Below are 16,468 nucleotides of genomic sequence, written 5' to 3' on the forward strand. Positions count from 1 at the left end.
ATCAGGCCTCCTTTGGCGCAACGGGAAGTGAAATGCGAAACCGGGTCTTGCCCGGGACCGAGTCGAGCGTGACCCAGCCGTCGTGATCGTTGATGATCTTCGAGACAAGCGCGAGACCAAGCCCCGTGCCGTTCTCACGCCCCGAAACGAAGGGCTCGAAGATCTCGTTGGAGATTTCCGGCGGGATGCCGGGGCCGTCGTCGATGATTTCGATCTGCAGCGGCAGCGGCTGCCCCGATCCATCGGCGCGACGCAGACGCAGGCTGTGTTCGTAGAAGGTACGGATCTTGATTTCTCCATTCCCTTCCGAAGCTTCTGCGGCGTTCTTCAACAGGTTCAGGAAGACTTGAGTCAACTGATCCGCATCGCCCAGCGTCGGCGGTAGCGAGGGATCGTAATCCTCCTTGATCGTCATATGTGCGCCGAAGCCGACGCCTGCGGATTTGCGCGCGCGGTCGAGCACGTCATGGATATTGACCGGCTTCTTCTCCGGTGCGCGGACGTTTCCGAACTGTTCGACCTGTTCGAGCAGCTTCACGATCCGGCGCGTCTCGTCGACGATTAGGTCCGTCAATTCAAGGTCTTCGCCGGACAAGTTCATGCTTAGAAGCTGGGCCGCCCCGGCGATCCCGGCGAGCGGGTTCTTGATCTCATGGGCCAGCATCTCCGCCATGCCGATGGCCGAGCGCGCCGCCGATTTCACGAGGCTCGCGCGGCCCAACCGGTCAGCCAGCTCGCGCGGCTCGATCAGCAGCAGCACCCTGTCGGGGTCTTCGCCCACAGGCGCGGCTTGCAGATTGCATTGCACCGGGGCTTTCTCGCCCGTCGTCAACTCGACATCGTTAACGAAGAGCGAGGCACGGTTCTTCCGAACCCGATAGAAGATTTCTTCCAAAGGCGCGGAAATCGCGAGCCTTTCGCCGATCGCCTTACCTCTCAGCGCCTTGGCGGAGAGGTTAAGAAACAGCTCGGCGGCCGGGTTCACCTCGTCGACGAGATCATCGCCGTCGATCAGCAAAGCCGGGGTCGGCAGCGAGGTCCAGATAATGCCGGGGGCCGGAAGGTTCATGCGGCGCACCTTTCCCCGAAAGCACGCTCGATCAGCGACAAGGTCGCCTCCGGCGTCTGGCTGACCATCATCTCGGCGCGCAGCGGCGCATTCGCCGCCTCGCAATACCAGCCCAGATGCTTGCGCGCGAGACGCAGCCCGAGATCACGTCCGTAGAAACTCAAGATCGCCTCGTAATGCTCTGAAATATAATCGCAAAGCGCATTCCCATAGGGAACCTGCGGCTTCGGCGATCCGAAGATTTCGTGCCCGATTTCAGCCAGCCGCCACGGCGCGCCCTGCGCCCCGCGACCGACCATCACACCCGCCGCGCCCGATTGCGCAAGCGCTGCGCGCGCGGAGCTCGCATCGACCACGTCGCCATTGGCGATCACCGGGATCGAGACCGCGTCGACGGTCTCGGCAATCGCGGCCCAATCGGCGTTGCCCTTGTAGAACTGCATCCGCGTGCGCCCATGCACGACGATCATCTTCACGCCCGCAGCCTCGGCCCGGCGCGCGATCTCGGCCGCGTTATGCGTATCGTCACACCAACCCAGCCGCATCTTCAGCGTCACCGGCAGGTCGACCGCGCCCACCGTCGCCTCGATCAGCCGCAGTGCATGATCGGGATCGCGCATCAGCGCCGAACCCGACGCCCCGCCCGTCACCTTCTTGGCCGGGCAGCCCATATTGATGTCGATGATCCGCGCGCCCATGTCGGCGACCATCTTCGCGGCCTCAGCCATCGGTTCGGGCTCGCGCCCGGCAAGCTGCACCGAGGTCGGCAGCTCCAGCCCCATCTCGACCCGTGCTTTCGCGCGCACCGAGGGTTTCGCGGTCAGCATCTCTCCCGAGGCCACCATCTCGGACACGACAAGACCCGCGCCGAAACGCGCCACCATCCGCCGGAACGGAAGGTCGGTGATCCCGGCCATGGGCGCGAGAAAGACCGGTGGGGTCAGTGTGATGTCGTCGAGAACTAAAATCTGCGGCACGGAGGTGTCCTGTCACTCGTCTTCCTTCGAATTAGGCGTTTGACCAAAGAATCACAATTGCGTCCACCCCTTTTTAGGTGGGAAAATCAGCATCCGCCTATTTTTTAATCACCTAACTGTGGCCAGTTGTCACATCGCGCGACGTATCGCGTCCAGCGGCACCGATTGCGCAAAGCCGCGTCTTCGCCTAAGCCCTTGGGCGATCAGGGAGCCGCCATGAGCAACGCCATCATCATCGTCGCCGCCGGGCGTGGCACCCGCGCCGGCGGAGAAACCCCGAAGCAATGGCAGAGCCTCGCGGGGCAGCCGGTGCTGGCCCATACCGTTGCCGCTTTCAAAGGCATCGGGCGGATCGTGGTCGTTCTGCATCCCGAGGACATGACGCGCGGCATCGCGCAGTTTCAGGGCGAGGTCGCGCTTTGTGCGGGCGGTGCGAGCCGCGATGCCTCGGTGCGCAATGCGCTGGAGATGCTCGAGGGCTCGGGCGTCGAGAAGGTGCTGATCCATGACGGCGCGCGCCCGCTGGTCAGCCGCGCGGTGATCGACGGCGTGCTCGACGCGCTCGACAGCGCGCAGACGGCAGCGCCCGCCCTGCCCGTGTCGGACGCGCTCTGGACCGGCGAGAACGGTCAGGTCACAGGCACACAGGATCGCAACGGGCTCTACCGCGCGCAGACCCCGCAGGGCTTCGATTTCAACGCGATCCTCAACGCCCACCGCGCCCATCCGGGCGGGTCTGCCGATGACGTGGAAGTGGCCCGCGCGGCCGGTCTTTCGGTTGCGATCACGCGCGGCTCGGAAGACAATCTGAAGATCACCTACCCGGAGGATTTCGCCCGGGCCGAGAGACTGTTGGGAGACAAGATGGATATCCGTTTGGGCCATGGCTACGACGTGCACGCTTTCGAGCCGGGCGATCATGTGACGCTCTGCGGGGTCACGGTGGCGCATGACAAGAAGCTCAAGGGTCATTCCGATGCCGATGTGGGCATGCATGCGCTGACCGATGCGATCTATGGCGCGCTGGCCGAGGGCGATATCGGGCGGCATTTCCCGCCGTCGGACCCGCAATGGAAAGGCGCCGCGTCGGAGATTTTCCTCGACCACGCCGTGAAACTGGCCGAAGCGCGGGGCTTTCGTCTGGGCAATGCCGATGTCACGCTGATCTGCGAGCAACCCAAAATTGGTCCGCATGCCATTGAAATGGCGCAGGCTCTGGCGCGCATCATCGGGATCGAGCCGGGCCGGATCTCGGTCAAGGCCACCACCTCGGAACGTCTGGGCTTCACCGGGCGCGAGGAAGGCATCGCCGCCATCGCCACCGCTACATTGATCAAGGAGTAACCCCATGCTGCGCGTCCTCAACACGGTCGGATTTGTCGGCTTGCTGAAACCCGCGCCGGGCACCTGGGGCTCGCTGGTCGCGGTACTGGTCGGCTGGGCGATCGAGCATTGGCTGGGCTTCTTCCCGCTGGTGATCGCCACCATCGCGGTCACCGCGCTCGGCTTCTGGTCGGTGCGCGCGCAGCTGGGCGACAGCGAAGACGACCCTTCCGAGATCGTCATCGACGAGGTGGCGGGCCAATGGGTCGCGCTCCTGTTCCCCGCCTTCGGCTTCTGGCAGCGCGGCCTCTCCACGGGCGTCGATCTGCACATGGTCTGGCCCGGCCCGGTCGCGGCGTTCCTGCTGTTTAGGCTGTTCGACATCTGGAAGCCGTGGCTCGTGGGCCGCGCCGATCGCCGCCATGATGCGACGGGCGTGATGCTCGACGATATCTGGGCCGGGGTCTTCGCCGGGATCGTGTCGATAATCCTCGCAGGCCTCTACCACATCGTCTTTCTGGGCATGATGGGATGAGCCCCGCGTCGGACGTTCTCGACGCCTGCAAGGCGCGCGGCCTGATGGTCGCGACCGCCGAGAGCTGCACCGGCGGCATGGTCGCCGCAGCCCTCACCGATATTCCGGGCTCGTCGGCGGTCGTGGAGCGCGGTTTCGTCACCTACACCAATGACGCCAAACGCGAGATGCTGGGCGTCAGCGCGGAAAGCCTCGACGCCCATGGCGCGGTCTCCGAGGAGGTCGCGCGTGAGATGGCCGAGGGCGCGCTGAGCCACTCCCACGCTCAGATCGCGGTCGCGATCACCGGCATCGCAGGACCGGGCGGCTCGGAATTCAAACCCGAGGGCCGCGTCTGTTTCGGCCTCGCGCGCGAGGGCGCCGAAACCCAAGTCGAGACGGTCGAATTCGGCGCACTCGGCCGCGACAAGGTGCGCGAAGCGGCCCGCGATCACGCGCTCGCCCTGCTGCTTTCGGCGGCGCAAGCCTGACTCCAAACCGCCCACGTCATAAGCATATGTACCCCGTACCGCCCATTTTTAGCGCAGTTACAAAAGTGACGCGCGAATAGGCGGGTTTTGCGCAAAATGTCTCTTTATTGCGCGCGGCGCTTATGGCCCCTGCCCTCCAGAGGGAATTTCGAGGAGGATTTGTCGAGATGGAAGCGGGGATGAACGCGGCCGATACCGCGTGGATCATGGTGGCGACGGCGCTGGTTTTGCTGATGACGCTGCCGGGGCTGGCGCTGTTTTACGGCGGGCTCGTGCGGGCGCGCAACGTGCTGTCGATTTTCATGCAATGTTTCTCGATCGCGGCGCTGATGAGCGTGCTGTGGCTGCTATTCGGCTATTCGATCGCCTTCGGGGACGCCAATGGCTATTGGGGCGGCTTGGGTAAATTCGCGCTGCTGGGCATCACGCCGGACACGCTGTCGGGCTCGATCCCCGAGATCGTCTTCTTCTCCTTCCAGATGACCTTCGCGATCATCACGCCCGCGCTGATCGTCGGCGCCTTCGTGGAGCGCATCAACTACGGCTTCGTGATGGTCTTTACCGGTCTCTGGATGCTGCTGATCTACGCCCCCGTCGCGCATTGGATCTGGGGCGGTGGCATCATGTCCGATGGCGGTATCTGGGGTGCGGTCGGCACCAAGGATTTCGCGGGCGGCATCGTGGTGCACGAAACCGCAGGTCTTGCGGCCCTCGTGCTGGCGCTGATGATCGGCCCGCGGGTGAAGCGCACCACGCCGCCGCATAACCCCGGCATGGTCGCGATGGGCGCAGGCTTGCTGTGGGTCGGCTGGTTCGGCTTCAACGGCGGATCGGAGCTGGCAGCCGATGGCGTGGCCGGCATGGCGATCACCGTCACCCATATCTCCGCCGCCGCCGCCTCGCTCAGCTGGGCGCTGTGGGAGCGTATCAAGTTCGGCCGCGCCTCGATGGTGGGCCTCGTGACCGGCACGATCGCAGGCCTCGCCTCGATCACCCCGGCCTCGGGTTTCGTCGGTCCGATCGAAGCGCTGGTAATCGGCTTCGCCGCCGGGATCATCTGTCAGGAATTCGTCGTACTGATCCGCGAAAGGCTGCATGTCGACGACAGCCTCGACGTCTTCGCGGTCCATGGCGTGGGCGGCATCTTCGGCACGATCATGATCGCGGTCTTCGGCCATGGCAGCTTTGTCGCCCAACTCGGCGCGCTGGCCGTCGTCGGTGTGTTCACCGTCGCGGGCAGCTGGGTTCTGGCGATGCTGGTGCGGCTGGTCTTCCCGCTGCGGGTGAGCGACGAGCACGAGACCAACGGGCTGGATCTGTCCACCCATGGCGAGCGCGCCTATGACATGAACTCCTGATCACAAGGGTTTGACCCGGAATGGAAAAGGCCGCCCCAACGGGCGGCCTTTTTCGTGGCACCTGAGGCGAGTTTCCCTCAGCCCTTCGGCCCATACAATTCCTCGGCGCGTTTCTCGAAGGCCCGCACGATCCGCTGCATCGCCTCGTTGAAGACGACGCCGATCACGCCCTGCAGGATCGCGTTCTTGAACTCGAAATCGACATGGAAATCGACCTCGCAGGAGCCGTCATCGCGATCGCTCATCCGCCAGTGGCTGTGCATGTATTTGAACGGCCCGTCGAGATATTCGGTCTCGATGTGATGTTCGTCGGGATGCAGCACCACGCGTGAGCCGAACTTTTCGCGGAACACTTTGAACGAGATCACCAGATCGGCCAGCATCAGGATCGAGCCGTCCGGGCGCTCCTCGCGCGAGCGCACGCGGGCTGCCGAATTCCACGGCAGGAATTTCGGATAGCTCCCCACATCGGCCACCAGATCGTAAATCTGTTGCGCGCTATAGGGCATGACCCGGTTCTCGTGATGCTTAGGCATGTCTCTCCCGTTTTCTTGCGCCTCTTGATGCGCTAAAGCTAAGCCCGAGTTCAAGCCCTACAACCCGTTTCGAGGCCCGACATCATGACGCAGCGCCCCTATGTGATCGACCAGATGATTTCGGCCAAGCAGATCGCGGCCCGGGTCGAGGAATTGGCCGCCGAGATCACCCGGACATTCAAGGGCACCGACAAGCTGGTGGTCGTGGGCCTCTTGCGCGGCTCCTTCGTGTTCATCGCCGATCTGGTGCGCGAGATCGACCTGCCGGTTGAGGTCGATTTTCTCGAAGCCTCCAGCTACGGCGACGCGATGACCAGCTCGCGCGAGGTGCGCATCCTCAAGGACCTGCGCGCAGGCATCGAGGGCCGCGACGTACTGGTGGTCGAGGATATCGTCGATACCGGCTTCACCCTGCACCACGTCATGGGCATGCTGCGCGCGCGCAAACCGGGCCGGATCGAATGCTGTGCCCTGCTCGACAAGCCCTCGCGGCGCGAGGTCGATGTGCGCGCCACCTGGACCGGCTTCGAGATCCCCGACGAATTCGTCGTGGGCTACGGCATCGACTTCGCGCAGCGCAATCGCAACCTGCCCTTCATCGGCAAGGTGCGCTTCACCGAGGATGCTTCGTGAATTACACGTGGCTGCTGCGCATGGCGCGGTGGGCACGTCGCCCACCGTCGATGACGCAGGTGAAGATCGTCGCCGTCGTGGCGCTGGCCGTGATCGCGATCGTTATCATTGAAAAGCTGGGATATTGGCCGGATTGGGCGACGGTGAACCCGCGCGCCCTGCGCGCGCCCAGACCGTAAGCGTCCCTTTCTCGGGCTTGCCAAAATTATCCCGGAAGGCTCGCAAAGCGAGCGGGGGCAGAGCCCCCGCCACGCCAGTTTTACAGCGACGAAATGCGCAGCAGACGCGCGATCTCGCCGACGATGCCGCGGCGGAACAGCAGCACGCAGGCGATGAAGGTGCCGCCGATCACGACCTGCACCCACGAGCCGATGCCCGACAGGAAGTGCTGCAGCGTGACCACGATGAACGCGCCCACGACCGGGCCGAAGATCGTGCCCATGCCGCCCAAGAGCGTCATCAGGATCACCTCGCCCGACATCTGCCAATGCGCGTCGGTCAGCGAGGCGAACTGGAACACCAGCGCCTTGGTCGAGCCCGCCAGCCCTGCCAGCCCCGCCGAGAGCACGAAGGCCAGCAGCTTGAACCGGTCCACGTTATAGCCGAGCGACAGCGCGCGCGGCTCGTTCTCGCGGATCGCCTGCAGAACCTGGCCGAAGGGCGAATGCACGATGCGGTAGATCGCGAGGAAGCCAACGATGAAGACGGCCGCCACGAAGTAATACATCGTGATCGGATCGCTGAGGTTGAAGATGCCCAGCAGGTTGCCGCGCGGGATGCCCTGCAGGCCGTCCTCGCCCCCGGTGAAGGGCATTTGCAGCGCGAAGAAATACACGATCTGCGCGAGCGCCAGCGTGATCATCGCGAAGTAGATGCCCTGCCGGCGGATCGCGAGCGAGCCCACGACCCAGCCCATCGCAGCCGCTGCGAGCGTGCCTGCGATGATGCCGAGGATCGGCGGGAAGCCCCAGACCTTCAGCACATGGCCCGCCACATAGGCCGCGCCCCCGAAGAAGGCGGCATGGCCGAAGCTCAGCAGGCCGGTGAAGCCGATCAGCAGGTTGAAGGCCGCCGCAAACAGCGCAAAGCACAGCAGCTGCATCACGAAGACCGGGTAGAGGAAGAACGGGGCCACCGCGAGGAAGCCCAGCAGCACCACCCAGAACACCGCCTGCACCATGCGGCCGCGCTTATGGGTCTCGGGGCTGACGTCGTCCTGTTCGAATTCGCCGATTTCGCTCGTCGTACTTGTCGTATTGCTCATGTCTTCACCCTCACCCTTGACGTCCGAAGAGGCCCGACGGGCGCACAAGAAGCACGATCACCATCAACAGGAAGATCACCGTGTTCGCAGCGGGCGCGTAGAAGACCTTAGTCACGCCCTCGATCAGCCCCAGAGAGAAGCCGGTAATCACCGCCCCCGCAATCGAGCCCATGCCGCCGATCACGACGACCGCGAAGATCACGATGATCAGGTTCGCCCCCATCAGCGGGCTGACCGAGTAGATCGGTGCCGCCAGCACCCCTGCGAGACCCGCAAGGCCGGTGCCGAAGCCGAAGGTCAGCATCACCATCAGCGGCACATTGATCCCGAAGGCTTTCACCAGCTCGGGGTTCTCGGTGCCTGCGCGCAGCCGTGCGCCGATCCGGGTCCGCTCGATCACGAACCAGGTCACGAAACACACCACGATCGAGAAGACGATCACGAAGAGGCGGTATTTCGGGAACATCATGAAGCCGAGATTGGTCACGCCCTTCATGCTCTCCGGCATCCCCGGATAGGGCGTGCCCGACGCGTTGAAGAAGTTGATGAACAGGCCCTGCAGCACCAGCGTGATCCCAAAGGTCAGCAGCAGCGAGTAGATCGGGTCGAGCTTGTAGAGCCTGCGCAGCAGGAAGCGCTCGATCAGCATCCCGAAACAGGCCACCAGGATCGGCGCGAGGATCAGCGCCGGCCAGAAGCCGATATGCAGGTCCGCCATGCCGATCCACTGACCGACATAGGAATACAGGATCAGCGCGAGAAACGCGCCGAGCATATAGAGCGCGCCATGCGCGAAATTGACCACGTTCAAGAGGCCGAAGATAACCGCGAGCCCGAGGCTCAGCATCGCGTAGAACACGCCGTTGTTTAGGCCCAGCATCCCCTGGGCAAGAATAAGTCGGATCATCGGATCCATCGGGGTTGTCCTCCCTGTCGGGTCTCGGGCGCCTGAGCCCGGCCCGGTTTCTCGTTACACGCTCAGGTAATGGTTCAGCCGGTCCATCGAGGCTTCGACCTGATCGGCTTCGATCACGTCGATCACCTCGCCATGTTCGATGACGTAATGGCGGTCGGCGAGCGGGGCGGCGAAGCGGAAGTTCTGCTCCACCAGAACGATCGTATAGCCACGCGATTTCAGGTCGCGGATCACGCGGCCCAGCGTTTTCACGATCACGGGCGCAAGACCCTCGGTGATCTCGTCAAGGAGCAGCAGCCGCGAGCCGGTGCGCAGGATACGCGCGATGGCCAGCATCTGCTGTTCGCCGCCCGAGAGCCGAGTGCCCATCCGCTTGCGGACATTGGCGAGGTTCGGGAACATCTCGAAGAGTTCCTCCACCGACATGCCGCCCTCGCCCACGCTCGGCGGAAGCATCAGGTTTTCCTCGACATTAAGCGAGGCGAAGATGCCGCGCTCCTCGGGGCAATAGCCAATCCGCGCATCGGGCGAGATCTTGTGCGTGGGTTTCGTCAGGAACTCCTCGCCATTGATCTTGATCGAGCCTTCGCGGCGATCGACCATCCCCATGATCGAGCGCAGCGTGGTCGAACGACCCGCGCCGTTGCGGCCTAGAAGGGTGATCAGCTGCCCCTCGCCCAGTTCGAGATTGATCCCGTGCAGGACGTGGCTCTCGCCATACCATGCATGCAGGTTCTCGATCTTGAGCATCGGTTTGATCATCGTTTCGGTGCTCATGCGACCTCCTCCTGCTCATCGGCGGAGACGCCCATATAGGCCTCCATGACAGCCGGGTTCTTCGACACTTCGGAATAGGGCCCTTCGGCCAGAACTTCGCCGCGCGCCAGCACGGTGATCGTGTCGGCCAGTTCGGCCACGACGCCGAGGTTATGCTCCACCATGACGATGGTGCGCCCCTCGCGGACACGGCCGATCAGCTCGGTCACGGCGCCCACGTCCTCGGTGCCCATGCCCTGGGTCGGCTCGTCGAGCAGCATGAGTTCCGGCTCCAGCCCCAGCGTCGTCGCAATCTCCAGCGCGCGTTTGCGCCCGTAGGGCAGCTCCACCGCCTTGAGATGGGCGAACTCCTTCAGACCCACCTGATCGAGCGCCGCCACCGCTTTCGCGTCGAGATCGTGCAGCACCGATTTGGAGCGCCAGAACTGGTAGCTCACGCCCAGCGAGCGCTGCAGCGCGAGGCGCACGTTCTCCAGCGCCGTCAGGTGCGGGAACACGGCGGAAATCTGGAACGACCGCACGATGCCCATATTGGCGATCTCCGCGGGTTTGCGATTGGTGATATCGCGGTCGTTGAAGAGGATCTTGCCCGATGTGGGCGTGATGAATTTCGTCAGCAGGTTGAACATCGTCGTCTTACCCGCGCCGTTCGGGCCGATGATCGCGTGGATCGCGCCGCGCTTGATGCGCAGGTTCACGTCATTGACGGCCACGAAGCCGCCGAAACTCTTGGTCAGGTTCTTGGCCTCGAGAATGATATCGTCGCTCATGGTCTCGCTTTCGGACTGATACGCAGGCGCAGGGCGGTCGCAATGCCGCCCTGCGCCAAGGATTTGTTCAGATCACTTGTTGACCAGCTTGCAGCCGCCCGCTTCGAGCGAGGCATAGGCCTCGTTGCCCGGAATCGTGCGTGCCACGTCGGCCACATCCCACGGATCTTCGCCGCCGTCTTTCACCTTGAGCAGGTACATGTCGTGCTCAAGCAGGCCGTCGGGACGGATGGTGCCGCCCTTGGCGAAGAAGTCGTCGATCTTCATCTTGCCAAGCTGCTCACGCACTTTGTCGGCGTCGTCGGTGCCAGCTGCCTTGATCGCCTCGAGATAGGCCATGGTCAGCGAGTAGTCGGCTGCGTGCACGAAGGTCGGCGCTTCGCCGCCCGAGAACTTCTCGTACTCCGCTTTCCACTTCCTGCTCTCGTCATCCATGTTCCAGTACCACCCGCTGGTGAACTGGAGGCCTTTGGCGACGTCGGTGCCGAGCGACTTCACGTCCGAGATCAGCACGAGCATACCAGCGAGCTGCTGGCCGCCTGCGACGATGCCGAATTCATGCGCCTGCTTGATGGCGTTGACGGTGTCCTGACCCGCATTCGCGAGACCGATCACCTTCGCGCCCGAGCTTTGCGCCTGCAGCAGGTAGGAGGAGAAGTCGGTGGTCGCCAGCGGAACGTCCGAGCTGCCCACGACCGAGCCGCCCAGATCTTCCACGACCGAGGACGTGTTGTCCTGCAGCGCGTGACCGAAGGCGTAATCGGCGGTGATGAAGTACCAGCTGTCGCCGCCATTCTTCACAACGGCCGTCGCGGTGCCGACCGGCAGCGCGTGGGTGTCGTAGCCGTAGTGGATACCGTATTTCGAGCAGTTCTCGCCGGTCAGGGCCGCGGTGGCAGCACCGGTGGCGAAGGTGATGGTCTTCTTCTCGGAGGCGAGCTGCTGCACGGCAAGCGCCACGGCCGAGTTGGTCAGGTCGGCGATCATGTCGACATGCTCTTGGTCGATCCACTCGCGAGCGGTGGCCGAACCGACGTCTGCCTTGTTCTGGTGGTCGGCCGAGATCACTTCGATCGGCTTGCCGAGAACTTCGCCGCCGAAGTCGCGCACGGCCATCTTGACCGCGTCGACCGCGCCCTTACCCGAGAAACCGGTCGAATAGACGCCGGACATATCGCCCAGCACACCGATTTTCACGGAGCCGTTCGAGATCGCGTCCTGCGCCATCGCGCCGCCTGCGGCCAAGCTCAGCGCCGCGGCACTCACACCTGCGTAAATAGCTGATTTCATCAACATTCCTCCCATTGGTTGATAGATTTGACTCCCCGGCGCGCGGCGCCATGAGAGCACACCGACGGGACGCCTTTTCGGTCCCTGCCGGAATAAGATCTTGTGTTTCTCCTCGTGCGGCCGTCCCTGCTCCTCAACGCGGCCGCCAGTGAATTCAGCGTGGAAACGGACGGACATTCAAGTGCTTGCGCCGCCGCGGTTCCCGATGACCCGATAAACTTCCCGTCAGTGCACGCACCTTAGGCAGAAACCGGCCATGTGCAAAAGGCTAGGTGGGAAAATGCACGCGACCATGCCACGTATTGCCAAACGCATGTGCGAAAATGCCCATATCTCCCGTTTTTCCGACGCGAGACCGCAAAAAGGACCGTCAATGAGCTTCGATTGGGACGATCTCCGATTCTTTCTCTCGGTGGCCCGGGCCGGTCGCCTGACCGTCGCCGCCCGTGCGATGGGCACCGATCATGCCACTGTATCACGTCGGGTCAAATCTCTGGAGACCCAGCTTGGCGCGCAATTGTTTGAGCGGAGCCCGCGGGGCTATGCGCTCTCGGAACATGGCGAGCGGCTATTGGCGAAGGCCGAGCAGATCGAGAATGTCGCGGCGCGCGTGCAGGACGAATTGTCGGGCACGCTCTATGCGTTGTCGGGTACGGTGCGGATCGGCGCGCCCGATGCCTTCGGCGCGTTCTTCCTCGCGCCGCGTCTGGCGGAATTCATCAAGGCCAATCCCGAACTGGAGGCGCAGCTGGTCGCGACGCCGCGCCTCTTCTCGCTGTCCAAGCGCGAGGCGGATATCGCGATCACCCTGTCGCGGCCCGAAAAGGGGCGGCTCGTGTCACGAAAGCTCACCGAATATACGCTGCATTTCTACGCCTCCCCCGATTATCTCGCACGCAACTCGGCGATCAACCGCAAGGAGGATCTGCTGAAGCACCCTCTGGTCGGCTATATCCCCGAGCTGATCTACACACCGGAGCTGGATTACCTGTCGGTCACGCTGGGCGATCACACGCCGCGCCTGTCCTCGACCAACCTCTTCGCGCATAAACATGTCGCCGAGGCCGGACGCGGGATCGCGGTGCTGCCCGACTTCCTCGCCCGCCACTCGACGAAGCTGGTGCCGATCCTGCCCGACGAGATCGAGATCCGCCGCACCTTCTGGCTGGTGACCCATGAAGACCTGCACGAGATCGCCCGCGTCCGCGCCGCGATGCGCTTCATCGCCGAGGAGGTCTCCAAGAACCGCGCCGAGTTCCTGCCCCGGATCACGGCCACCAGCACCTGACGGCCCGACCGCAAGGCGACCGGGCGTCATGGCGTTGCCCTGACTGTGCGGGCGTTACTGTGCGGGCTTGCGCGCGAAATCGTCGATGGTGATCCCGCCATCGGCATTCTTGTCGAGCTGGGCGAACCACTTGGCCGTGCTGGTCTGGAACTCGGCCAGCGTCACCAGCTTGTCGCCGTCAGCATCGGTCGCGGCCATCGTCATGCCATCGGCCATCTTCTGCATCTGCGCGCGCTGCTGGCCCTCGTAGCCCGCCACGTCATTGGCGCGCGCCTCGTCGAAGACCGCGTGTTCCTCGGCGTCGAGCTTGCCGTCTTCATTGGCATCGAAAGAGGCGAAGACATCCGAGCGCATCTGCTCCAGCTCGGCCAGCGTCGCGGTGCCGTTGCCATCGAGATCCCAGGTGGACATGAACTGCTCGCCGGGGCTCTCGGCCTGGGCGGCGAAGGGGAGCGCGGTGAACAGCGCCGCGATCAGAATGGGGGTCTTGGTCATCTCGGATCATCTCTCTGACTTGGCCGCACCGCACAGGGGCGGCCTGTTTTCGGGTTGCCCGGAGGATGTAGACAGTGCGGCGCGTCACAGAATGTGCCAGATCGCCGCGCGGCGTTTGTGCCGCAGGCCGCTTGAGCGACGCTCATGATCTTGGCGCGAATTATTCCGATGCACAGAGGTGGCCCAGCCCCCTGCCCGGCTGCTATCACCTGCCCCACAGTCGCCGGCACGTCGCTCAGCCGCGACGGAATGTCGAAAATCCACCCTGTCCCGCTTCGGTTTCGGGCAATTCTGCGCATACGAGGAGAGATTCGCATGGCACAGATCACCTTGGTCTATTGGCGCGACATCCCGGCCCAGATCATTGCGGGCAAGGGACGGCGTGGCGTCAAGAAACCGCTGCCGGAACGGTTCGAGCAGGCGATCGACCGCGCGGCCATGAAGATCGGCGCCCGCGACAGCGACGCCTATCTGGCCGAGTGGCGCAAAGTGCCCGAGGGCGAGGAGCCCGGCGACGATGCCGAGGCGGCCGAAGCCGTTCTGGCGCGTATTCTCTCTGACTATGACGACGCGCGGTTGCGTGCGTTGATTGCCAATGACGGCTGGAACACCCAGCCCGACGCGTAAGGGAGAATAGGCGCATGGCTCTTGTGAATTTCCGCCGTGAGGCTGCGAAACCGGCCCGCCCGCCGGTCAACGGCAAGATGGTGGCTCTGCTGGAAGGCGCCTCGGTCGAGGTCATGCCGCGCACCGCCGCCAAGGTGGAAAGCTTCGCGCCTTTGTTCGCGAAGGGCTCCCGCGTCTATATCGCTCATATCGACGGCACCCCGATCGAGGAGATGCTCGCCACCGCCAAGCGTCTGCGCGAAGAGGGCTTCGAGCCGATGCCGCACTTCCCCGCGCGCATCATCCGCGACGAGGCGCAGCTCAATGACTGGGTCGCGCGCTATCGCGGCGAGGCAGGCGTCGAGCAGGCGCTGCTGCTGGGTGGCGGCGTGGCCGAGCCGAAGGGCGACTTCCACTGCGCGATGCAGATGATCGAAACCGGCGCCTTCGACGGCTTCGCGCGTCTGCACGTCGCCGGCCACCCCGAGGGCAACCGCGACATCGACCCCAAAGGCGGCGAGGCCGAGGTGATGGCCGCGCTGAAGCTCAAGCAGGATTTCGCGAACCGCACCGATGCGGATATGGCGATCGCCACGCAATTCGCCTTCGAGGCCGGTCCGATCCGCGACTGGGCCAAGCGTCTGGAAGCCAACGGCATCGAAATGCCCGTCCATCTGGGCATCGCGGGCCCCGCGAAGCTGCAGACGCTTCTGAAATTCGCCATCGCCTGCGGCGTCGGCCCTTCGCTGAAAGTGCTGCAAAAGCGCGCCCGCGACGTGACCAAGCTGCTCATGCCCTTCGAGCCGACCGAATTGCTGGCCGATCTGGCCGCCGATTGCCCGTCGAATATCGAAGCCGTGCATTTCTTCCCGCTGGGCGGTATCACCGCCACAGCCAATTGGATCGCCGAACAGAGAGGCCATGAATGACCCGCACCGTCCTTGAGTCCAAAACCAAAACCGTCGTGATCGGCTTTGACGAGCCCTTCTGCGTCATCGGTGAGCGGATCAATCCCACCGGCCGCAAGAAGCTGGCAGCCGAGCTGGAGCAAGGCGATTTCTCGACCGTCGAGAAAGACGCGCTCGAGCAGGTCGCCTGCGGCGCGACGGTTCTGGACATCAACTCGGGTGCGGTGTTCTCGAACAAGATGGCGGAAGACCCGCGCTATGCGGATAACAACTTCGTCGAACCCTCGCTGATGCGCGACCTGATCAACTGCGTGCAGGGCGTGATCGACGTGCCGCTCTGCATCGACAGCTCGGTCCCGGCGGCGCTCGAGGCGGGTCTCGAAGCCGCCGAAGGCCGTCCGCTTCTGAACTCGGTCACCGGCGAGGAAGAGCGTCTGGAACTGGTTCTGCCGCTGGTGAAGAAATACAACGTGCCGGTCGTCGCGATCTCGAACGACGACACGGGGATTTCCGAAGATCCCGACGTGCGTTTCGCCGTGGCCAAGAAGATCGTCGAGCGCGCCGCCGATTTCGGCATCCCCGCGCATGACATCGTCGTCGATCCGCTTGTGATGCCGGTGGGCGCGATGGCCTCCGCGGGCCGTCAGGTCTTCACGCTGGTCAACCGCCTGCGCGACGAGCTGGGCGTGAACACCACCTGCGGCGCGTCGAACATCTCCTTCGGCCTGCCGAACCGCCACGGGATCAACGGGGCCTACCTGCCTATGGCGATCGGCGCGGGCATGACCTCGGCCATCATGAACCCGGTGCGCAATCAGGAGATGGAGGCGATCCGCGCCGCCAACCTGCTGATGAACCACGACCCGAACGGGATGGAATGGATCCGCCTGTCGAAGACGCTCGACGCGATGAAGGAGGGCGGTCTCAGCTTCGCCGAAGCCTCCGCCGCAGCAGCGACCTCCTCGGTCGGTGGGCGTCGTGGTGGGCGCCGTCGCCGCGCCTGATCCGCCCCACGAAGACTGTCGAACGCCCGGGGCTCGCTCCGGGCGTTTCGCATTTTGCGCATCGCGTCTCCTCCAGCCCGGAGTTGCGGCCGTTTCAGCGGCGATTGTTGCGCAAACAGCCACAAAACGTCCGTAGATCCGCGACAATGGCGATGATCACGGCGCGATTCGCGGATCCGTGATCAATCCGAGCGCCCACGCACAGAAACCGTCTCGTTCAGCGCTTTGCAGCCTTGGCTGTGCAGCAAA

At 63.9% G+C, this 16,468-nt stretch carries 19 protein-coding genes; 10 read left to right on the forward strand and 9 right to left on the reverse strand.

What is annotated here, in order from left to right; translation table 11 throughout:
- Position 1: 1 nt before the first annotated feature.
- Both AKL02_RS10975 and dusB read right to left on the reverse strand, forming a co-directional pair.
- Positions 2–1,069: a two-component system sensor histidine kinase NtrB gene (locus AKL02_RS10975; protein WP_078540791.1), complete on the reverse strand. Its 1,068-nt coding sequence runs from the start codon at positions 1,067–1,069 to the stop codon at positions 2–4.
- Entirely contained in the window at positions 1,066–1,986 is a 921-nt protein-coding gene (dusB, locus tag AKL02_RS10980; protein WP_198453300.1) for a tRNA dihydrouridine synthase DusB, read from the reverse strand. The genes AKL02_RS10975 and dusB overlap by 4 nt, the downstream gene beginning before the upstream one ends.
- A gap of 276 nt (positions 1,987–2,262) precedes the next feature.
- Here dusB and AKL02_RS10985 point away from each other — a divergent pair, with 276 nt between their 5' ends.
- The 4 genes from AKL02_RS10985 (at position 2,263) to AKL02_RS11000 (ending at position 5,732) form a co-directional block, all read left to right on the forward strand.
- Positions 2,263–3,390, forward strand: coding sequence for a bifunctional 2-C-methyl-D-erythritol 4-phosphate cytidylyltransferase/2-C-methyl-D-erythritol 2,4-cyclodiphosphate synthase (locus AKL02_RS10985; RefSeq protein ID WP_083077058.1), 1,128 nt, complete (start codon positions 2,263–2,265; stop codon positions 3,388–3,390).
- A gap of 4 nt (positions 3,391–3,394) precedes the next feature.
- A complete protein-coding gene (locus AKL02_RS10990; protein WP_083077062.1) occupies positions 3,395–3,904 on the forward strand; it encodes a phosphatidylglycerophosphatase A family protein in 510 nt (169 codons plus the stop codon).
- Positions 3,901–4,374, forward strand: a complete 474-nt coding sequence (locus AKL02_RS10995; RefSeq protein ID WP_083077065.1) for a CinA family protein — start codon at positions 3,901–3,903, stop codon at positions 4,372–4,374. The genes AKL02_RS10990 and AKL02_RS10995 overlap by 4 nt, the downstream gene beginning before the upstream one ends.
- A gap of 179 nt (positions 4,375–4,553) precedes the next feature.
- Positions 4,554–5,732, forward strand: a complete 1,179-nt coding sequence (locus AKL02_RS11000; RefSeq protein WP_083077551.1) for an ammonium transporter — start codon at positions 4,554–4,556, stop codon at positions 5,730–5,732.
- Between the two features lie 77 nt (positions 5,733–5,809).
- Here the strand turns inward: AKL02_RS11000 and AKL02_RS11005 are convergent, their stop codons facing one another.
- Positions 5,810–6,268, reverse strand: a complete 459-nt coding sequence (locus AKL02_RS11005; RefSeq protein ID WP_078520790.1) for a type II toxin-antitoxin system RatA family toxin — start codon at positions 6,266–6,268, stop codon at positions 5,810–5,812.
- An 84-nt stretch (positions 6,269–6,352) separates the two neighbouring features.
- Between AKL02_RS11005 and hpt the strand changes: the two genes are divergently transcribed.
- Together hpt and AKL02_RS11015 are read left to right on the forward strand one after the other, a co-directional pair.
- Positions 6,353–6,901 (forward strand): hypoxanthine phosphoribosyltransferase, encoded by a 549-nt coding sequence (hpt, locus tag AKL02_RS11010; protein WP_078520791.1) that lies wholly within the window; start codon positions 6,353–6,355, stop codon positions 6,899–6,901.
- The gene (locus AKL02_RS11015) at positions 6,898–7,080 is read left to right on the forward strand and encodes a hypothetical protein (protein WP_078540785.1); all 183 of its coding nucleotides are present in this window, start codon (positions 6,898–6,900) and stop codon (positions 7,078–7,080) included. Before hpt ends, AKL02_RS11015 begins: the two co-directional genes overlap by 4 nt.
- A gap of 80 nt (positions 7,081–7,160) precedes the next feature.
- On the opposite strand, the gene AKL02_RS11020 is transcribed toward AKL02_RS11015, so the two are convergent.
- The 5 genes from AKL02_RS11020 to AKL02_RS11040 all read right to left on the reverse strand — a co-directional run bounded on the left by AKL02_RS11020 (position 7,161) and on the right by AKL02_RS11040 (position 11,918).
- Positions 7,161–8,081 (reverse strand): branched-chain amino acid ABC transporter permease, encoded by a 921-nt coding sequence (locus tag AKL02_RS11020; protein ID WP_078521040.1) that lies wholly within the window; start codon positions 8,079–8,081, stop codon positions 7,161–7,163.
- A 94-nt stretch (positions 8,082–8,175) separates the two neighbouring features.
- Positions 8,176–9,072: a branched-chain amino acid ABC transporter permease gene (locus AKL02_RS11025; protein ID WP_232621600.1), complete on the reverse strand. Its 897-nt coding sequence runs from the start codon at positions 9,070–9,072 to the stop codon at positions 8,176–8,178.
- Between the two features lie 63 nt (positions 9,073–9,135).
- The gene (locus AKL02_RS11030) at positions 9,136–9,843 is read right to left on the reverse strand and encodes an ABC transporter ATP-binding protein (RefSeq protein ID WP_198453301.1); all 708 of its coding nucleotides are present in this window, start codon (positions 9,841–9,843) and stop codon (positions 9,136–9,138) included.
- Positions 9,844–9,854: 11 nt separating this feature from the next.
- Positions 9,855–10,628 (reverse strand): ABC transporter ATP-binding protein, encoded by a 774-nt coding sequence (locus AKL02_RS11035; protein WP_078540781.1) that lies wholly within the window; start codon positions 10,626–10,628, stop codon positions 9,855–9,857.
- A 72-nt stretch (positions 10,629–10,700) separates the two neighbouring features.
- Complete coding sequence (locus AKL02_RS11040; RefSeq protein WP_078520796.1) at positions 10,701–11,918, reverse strand: ABC transporter substrate-binding protein; 1,218 nt, start codon at positions 11,916–11,918, stop codon at positions 10,701–10,703.
- Between the two features lie 373 nt (positions 11,919–12,291).
- On the opposite strand from AKL02_RS11040, the gene AKL02_RS11045 reads away from it, so the two are divergent.
- Positions 12,292–13,206 carry a LysR family transcriptional regulator gene (locus AKL02_RS11045; protein WP_078540777.1) on the forward strand — a complete coding sequence of 305 codons (915 nt, stop codon included), beginning with the start codon at positions 12,292–12,294 and terminating at the stop codon, positions 13,204–13,206.
- Positions 13,207–13,260: 54 nt separating this feature from the next.
- Here the strand turns inward: AKL02_RS11045 and AKL02_RS11050 are convergent, their stop codons facing one another.
- Complete coding sequence (locus AKL02_RS11050; protein ID WP_083077072.1) at positions 13,261–13,701, reverse strand: EF-hand domain-containing protein; 441 nt, start codon at positions 13,699–13,701, stop codon at positions 13,261–13,263.
- Between the two features lie 315 nt (positions 13,702–14,016).
- Here AKL02_RS11050 and AKL02_RS11055 point away from each other — a divergent pair, with 315 nt between their 5' ends.
- The 3 genes from AKL02_RS11055 to AKL02_RS11065 are packed head-to-tail and all read left to right on the forward strand — an operon-like array spanning position 14,017 to position 16,219.
- Complete coding sequence (locus AKL02_RS11055; protein ID WP_078550182.1) at positions 14,017–14,328, forward strand: virulence factor; 312 nt, start codon at positions 14,017–14,019, stop codon at positions 14,326–14,328.
- Positions 14,329–14,342: 14 nt separating this feature from the next.
- Positions 14,343–15,236 carry a methylenetetrahydrofolate reductase gene (locus tag AKL02_RS11060; protein ID WP_083077076.1) on the forward strand — a complete coding sequence of 298 codons (894 nt, stop codon included), beginning with the start codon at positions 14,343–14,345 and terminating at the stop codon, positions 15,234–15,236.
- On the forward strand, positions 15,233–16,219 hold the full coding sequence (locus AKL02_RS11065) for a methyltetrahydrofolate cobalamin methyltransferase (RefSeq protein ID WP_078540773.1): 987 nt from the start codon (positions 15,233–15,235) through the stop codon (positions 16,217–16,219). The genes AKL02_RS11060 and AKL02_RS11065 overlap by 4 nt, the downstream gene beginning before the upstream one ends.
- Positions 16,220–16,468: the final 249 nt, after the last annotated feature.

The organism is Thioclava electrotropha, assembly GCF_002085925.2.
In the GTDB taxonomy this organism is placed as follows: domain Bacteria; phylum Pseudomonadota; class Alphaproteobacteria; order Rhodobacterales; family Rhodobacteraceae; genus Thioclava; species Thioclava electrotropha.

Excerpts from the sequence above, each read along its gene's own strand:
- AKL02_RS10975 (WP_078540791.1), bottom strand. The coding sequence starts at position 1,069 with ATGAACCTTCCGGCCCCCGGCATTATCTGGACCTCGCTGCCGACCCCG.
- dusB (WP_198453300.1), bottom strand. The coding sequence starts at position 1,986 with ATGGCCGGGATCACCGACCTTCCGTTCCGGCGGATGGTGGCGCGTTTC.
- AKL02_RS10985 (WP_083077058.1), top strand. The coding sequence starts at position 2,263 with ATGAGCAACGCCATCATCATCGTCGCCGCCGGGCGTGGCACCCGCGCC.
- AKL02_RS10990 (WP_083077062.1), top strand. The coding sequence starts at position 3,395 with ATGCTGCGCGTCCTCAACACGGTCGGATTTGTCGGCTTGCTGAAACCC.
- AKL02_RS10995 (WP_083077065.1), top strand. The coding sequence starts at position 3,901 with ATGAGCCCCGCGTCGGACGTTCTCGACGCCTGCAAGGCGCGCGGCCTG.
- AKL02_RS11000 (WP_083077551.1), top strand. The coding sequence starts at position 4,554 with ATGAACGCGGCCGATACCGCGTGGATCATGGTGGCGACGGCGCTGGTT.
- AKL02_RS11005 (WP_078520790.1), bottom strand. The coding sequence starts at position 6,268 with ATGCCTAAGCATCACGAGAACCGGGTCATGCCCTATAGCGCGCAACAG.
- hpt (WP_078520791.1), top strand. The coding sequence starts at position 6,353 with ATGACGCAGCGCCCCTATGTGATCGACCAGATGATTTCGGCCAAGCAG.
- AKL02_RS11020 (WP_078521040.1), bottom strand. The coding sequence starts at position 8,081 with ATGGTGCAGGCGGTGTTCTGGGTGGTGCTGCTGGGCTTCCTCGCGGTG.
- AKL02_RS11025 (WP_232621600.1), bottom strand. The coding sequence starts at position 9,072 with ATGATCCGACTTATTCTTGCCCAGGGGATGCTGGGCCTAAACAACGGC.
- AKL02_RS11030 (WP_198453301.1), bottom strand. The coding sequence starts at position 9,843 with ATGATCAAACCGATGCTCAAGATCGAGAACCTGCATGCATGGTATGGC.
- AKL02_RS11035 (WP_078540781.1), bottom strand. The coding sequence starts at position 10,628 with ATGAGCGACGATATCATTCTCGAGGCCAAGAACCTGACCAAGAGTTTC.
- AKL02_RS11040 (WP_078520796.1), bottom strand. The coding sequence starts at position 11,918 with ATGAAATCAGCTATTTACGCAGGTGTGAGTGCCGCGGCGCTGAGCTTG.
- AKL02_RS11045 (WP_078540777.1), top strand. The coding sequence starts at position 12,292 with ATGAGCTTCGATTGGGACGATCTCCGATTCTTTCTCTCGGTGGCCCGG.
- AKL02_RS11050 (WP_083077072.1), bottom strand. The coding sequence starts at position 13,701 with ATGACCAAGACCCCCATTCTGATCGCGGCGCTGTTCACCGCGCTCCCC.
- AKL02_RS11055 (WP_078550182.1), top strand. The coding sequence starts at position 14,017 with ATGGCACAGATCACCTTGGTCTATTGGCGCGACATCCCGGCCCAGATC.
- AKL02_RS11060 (WP_083077076.1), top strand. The coding sequence starts at position 14,343 with ATGGCTCTTGTGAATTTCCGCCGTGAGGCTGCGAAACCGGCCCGCCCG.
- AKL02_RS11065 (WP_078540773.1), top strand. The coding sequence starts at position 15,233 with ATGACCCGCACCGTCCTTGAGTCCAAAACCAAAACCGTCGTGATCGGC.